This window comes from Pengzhenrongella sp., from assembly GCF_036565025.1.
In the GTDB taxonomy this organism is placed as follows: Bacteria; Actinomycetota; Actinomycetes; order Actinomycetales; family Cellulomonadaceae; genus Pengzhenrongella.
In genome coordinates, this window is the sequence record NZ_DATCNW010000119.1 from 1 (window position 1) to 3,631 (window position 3,631).

Sequence of the window (3,631 nt, forward strand, 5' to 3'; positions counted from 1 at the left end):
AGTTCCTTGATCGAAGACACATCGATCATCCGGTAGTGCAGATGCGCGTCGAGGTCGGGCATGTCCCGCGCGATGAAGCTGCGGTCGGTGGCAATGGAGTTGCCGCACAACGGGGCGGTCCTGGCGACGGGCACGTACTGCTTGATGTATTCGAGAACCAGCCGCTCCGCGTGGCCGAGGGTGATCGTCGATTGGCGTACCAGGGCGGTAAGTCCCGATGTTTCATGCATCTGATGGACGTAGGGCACCATCGTGTTGAGCACGACGTCGGCACATCTGATCACTACGTCCAGGCCGTCACCGACGACGTTAAGGTCGGCGTCGGTAACCAGCACCGCGATCTCGATCAACGCGTCCCGGTTGAGTTCGAGCCCGGTCATCTCGCAATCTATCCAGACCAGTTTGTCGTTCTTGGCTTCCTTCTCTGTCATATCGCAATCACGAAGCTGACCTTAGCCTCGATCCGTGGACCGGGTAGCTGATCGTTCGGCGCGGTAACAGAGAAAGTGCCTTCTGTGCAGGGAGAATCTGGATTGTTGAGGTCCTGATCGCCACTGCATCGGAAGGCACTTTCAGTGCAACTATCTCACGCCTGGTCGAAGGCCACGCCGAAGTTCGATGACGAGGCTCTGGTGTCGTGCGCTGGGCTGGTGCCGGTGATGGCGTTGGCCGAGCGGGCCGGCCTGTCGGAGTTGATCTCGGCCAAGGTCGCGATCACCACGACACGGGTGAAGTCGGCGGCGGTGAACCCCGCGGGCAAGTTGACGTCGATCATCGCGGGGATGGCTGCCGGCGCGGACAGCATCGACGATCTGGACGTGATCCGGTCCGGGGGTATGCCTCGGCTGTTCGGCGGGGTGTATGCCTGCTCGACGCTGGGTCAGTTCCTGCGGGAGTTCAGCCACGGCCACGCCCTGCAGTTGGCCTCGGTCGCGCGGGCACACCTGGTCAGCCTGGTCGGGCACAGCGGGCTGCTGCCCGGCATCGAGCAGCAAGCCTTTGTGGACATCGACTCGCTGCTGCGCCCGGTCTACGGGCACGCCAAGCAGGGCGCCAGCTTCGGACACACCAAGATCGCCGGCCGGCAGGTGCTACGCAAGGGCCTGTCGCCGCTGGCCACCACCATCTCCACCCAGCACGGCGCGCCGGTGGTGGCCGGGATCCGGCTGCGCGCCGGGCGGGCCGGCTCCGGCAAGGGCGCCGCGTCCATGGTGCGCGAGGCGATCAGCACCGCCCGCGCCGCCGGCGCGAGCGGAGACATCCTGCTGCGCGGGGATTCGGCCTACGGCAACAGCGCCGTCGTGAACGCCTGCCTGCGGGCAGGGGCGCGGTTCTCGCTCGTGCTCACCAAGAACCCGGCGGTGGCCCGGGCGATCGCCACCATCGCCGAGGACGCCTGGATACCCGTGCACTACCCCGGCGCGGTCGTCGATCCCGACACCGGGCAGCTGATCTCCGACGCCGAGGTCGCCGAGGTGGGGTTCACCGCGTTCGCCTCCACCGGCCACCCGGTCACCGCGAGGCTGATCGTGCGCCGCGTCCGTGACCGAGCCCGGCTCGACGAGCTGTTCCCCGTCTGGCGCCACCACCCGTTCTTCACCAACAACACCGAGCCGACCGCGCAGGCCGACATCACCCACCGCCGGCACGCGATCATCGAAACCGTGTTCGCCGATCTCATCGACGGACCCCTTGCCCACCAGCCCTCAGGCCGCTTCGCCGCCAACAACGCCTGGGCCATCTGCGCAGCGATGACACACAACCTGCTCCGCGCGGCCGGAACCCTCACCAGCCCGAAGCACGCTGTCGCCCGCGGCGCGACCCTGCGCCGCCAGATCGTCACCGTCCCAGCACGACTGGCCCGCCCGCAACGCCGCCCGGTACTGCACCTGCCAGCGCACTGGCCCTGGGCCGAACACTGGACCGCCCTATGGCACAAGGTATTCGGACCCGCGACCGGCCCACCGGCCCACGCCTGACCCCCGACCAACCCGCCCGCCCCGGCCCGACCGAAGAGCCACGTGGAACAGCTGGGAAGACCAGCAGCCCCGTCCTGCCCAACGGCTACCGATCACCGCCCGCCGCAGACCAAGATCATCGCGTCAGCGGGTCCACGGATCGAGGCTTAGAGCAGGTCGACTAGTGTGAGGAGCATCTGGAGGTGATGGTCGATGAACCCAACGAAGCTGAGCCAGGAGGAAGTGCAGGCCGCTCTCGCAGATCTCAGCCCGGACTGGTTGGCCACCGACACGGAGTTGCGCCGTACCGTCGAGTTCCCGTCGTTCTTGAAGGCGGTTGAATTTGTGTCCGAGATGGCACCGATCGCCGAGCGACTGGACCACCACCCGGACCTCACGTTGTCGTGGCGGACGGTCGAACTGACCCTGTCCACGCACTCCTCGGGCGGGCTCACCCAGTTCGACCTGACACTGGCCACTGACCTCGATCAGCTGATTGCCCGGCTGATCTGAATGTGGGCGGGCCCTAGGTAGTCTGGCTCCGTGGCTCTGATCAAAACCGATGGGCTCACCAAGAAATATGGCCAGGTGACAGCGGTTTCCGAGTTGAGCCTGGAAATCGACCCCGGCGTGGTGGGACTGATCGGCGCCAACGGCGCCGGCAAGTCGACTCTCATCAAGATGGTGCTCGGCCTGCTCCCACCGACCTCGGGTCGTGCGAGCGTGTTGGAACTCGACATCGCGACCGACGGCGCGGCGATCCGTGAGCGCGTCGGCTACATGCCAGAACACGATTGCCTCCCGCCGGACGTGTCGGCGACCGAATTCGTGGTGCACATGGCGCGCATGTCAGGGCTGTCTCGGACGGCAGCCAGGGAACGCACGGCCGACACCCTGCGCCACGTCGGCCTCTACGAGGAGCGCTATCGCCCCATCGGCGGCTACTCCACCGGCATGAAGCAGCGGGTCAAGCTCGCGCAGTCCCTCGTCCACGACCCCAAGCTCGTCCTGCTCGACGAGCCCACGAACGGACTGGACCCGGCCGGTCGGGACGACATGCTCGGTCTGATCCGCCGGATCGGCACCGACTTCGGCATCTCGGTGCTGGTGGCCTCGCATCTGCTGGGCGAGCTCGAGCGCGTGTGCGACCACGTCGTGGTCATCGACGCAGGCCGGCTGCTGCGGTCCTCGTCCACCGCGGACGTCACCGCGGCGAGCCCGCTGATCGCCGTCGAGGTCAGCGAGCGGACCGACGATCTCGCTGCCGCCCTGCGGGAGGCCGGCCTCGGAGTAGCCGCGGTAGGCATGTTGCTGGAGATCGATCTTCGGGACGACACGACCTACGACGTCGTACGTGACACCGTGGCCCGGCTCGGGCTCGGTCTGATCCGCTTGGAACAACGGCGTCATCGCATGTCAGAGATCTTCACCACGCCGACGGGAGTCAGCGATGTCGACGCCGTCTGACGTCGCCGGGGCGGGTCGGCGTCCCAATCAGGGAGTCATCCACGACCTGGGATATCGGCACTACGAGGGACCACGGCTCGGGCGCCGTCATATCACCCGCGCGCTGTTCATCGAGAGTGCCAAGGGGGCCTACGGACTGGGTCGGTCGGCTCGCTCCAAGGTCATGCCGATGATCCTCCTCGGGGCAATGTGCCTTCCCGCGGTCA

Annotated in this window: 4 protein-coding genes and 1 pseudogene; 4 read left to right on the plus strand and 1 reads right to left on the minus strand. The window is 66.8% G+C overall.

Annotated features, from left to right (window positions below; genetic code table 11):
- Window positions 1-431: oligoribonuclease (gene orn / locus VIM26_RS06705; RefSeq protein WP_331949576.1), on the minus strand; the 431-nt coding region annotated here is incomplete at its 3' end.
- 144 nt (window positions 432-575) lie between these two features.
- On the opposite strand from orn, the gene VIM26_RS06710 reads away from it, so the two are divergent.
- The 4 genes and pseudogenes from VIM26_RS06710 to VIM26_RS06725 form a co-directional block, all read left to right on the plus strand.
- Window positions 576-1,979, plus strand: a complete 1,404-nt coding sequence (locus tag VIM26_RS06710; protein ID WP_331949577.1) for an IS1380 family transposase — start codon at window positions 576-578, stop codon at window positions 1,977-1,979.
- Window positions 1,980-2,171: 192 nt separating this feature from the next.
- Window positions 2,172-2,471 (plus strand): 4a-hydroxytetrahydrobiopterin dehydratase, encoded by a 300-nt coding sequence (locus VIM26_RS06715; protein ID WP_331949578.1) that lies wholly within the window; start codon window positions 2,172-2,174, stop codon window positions 2,469-2,471.
- A 93-nt stretch (window positions 2,472-2,564) separates the two neighbouring features.
- Window positions 2,565-3,425, plus strand: a complete 861-nt coding sequence (locus VIM26_RS06720) for an ABC transporter ATP-binding protein (RefSeq protein WP_331949579.1) — start codon at window positions 2,565-2,567, stop codon at window positions 3,423-3,425.
- Window positions 3,409-3,631: pseudogene (locus tag VIM26_RS06725) on the plus strand (hypothetical protein); the annotation flags it as partial. The gene VIM26_RS06720 and the pseudogene VIM26_RS06725, both read left to right, overlap by 17 nt.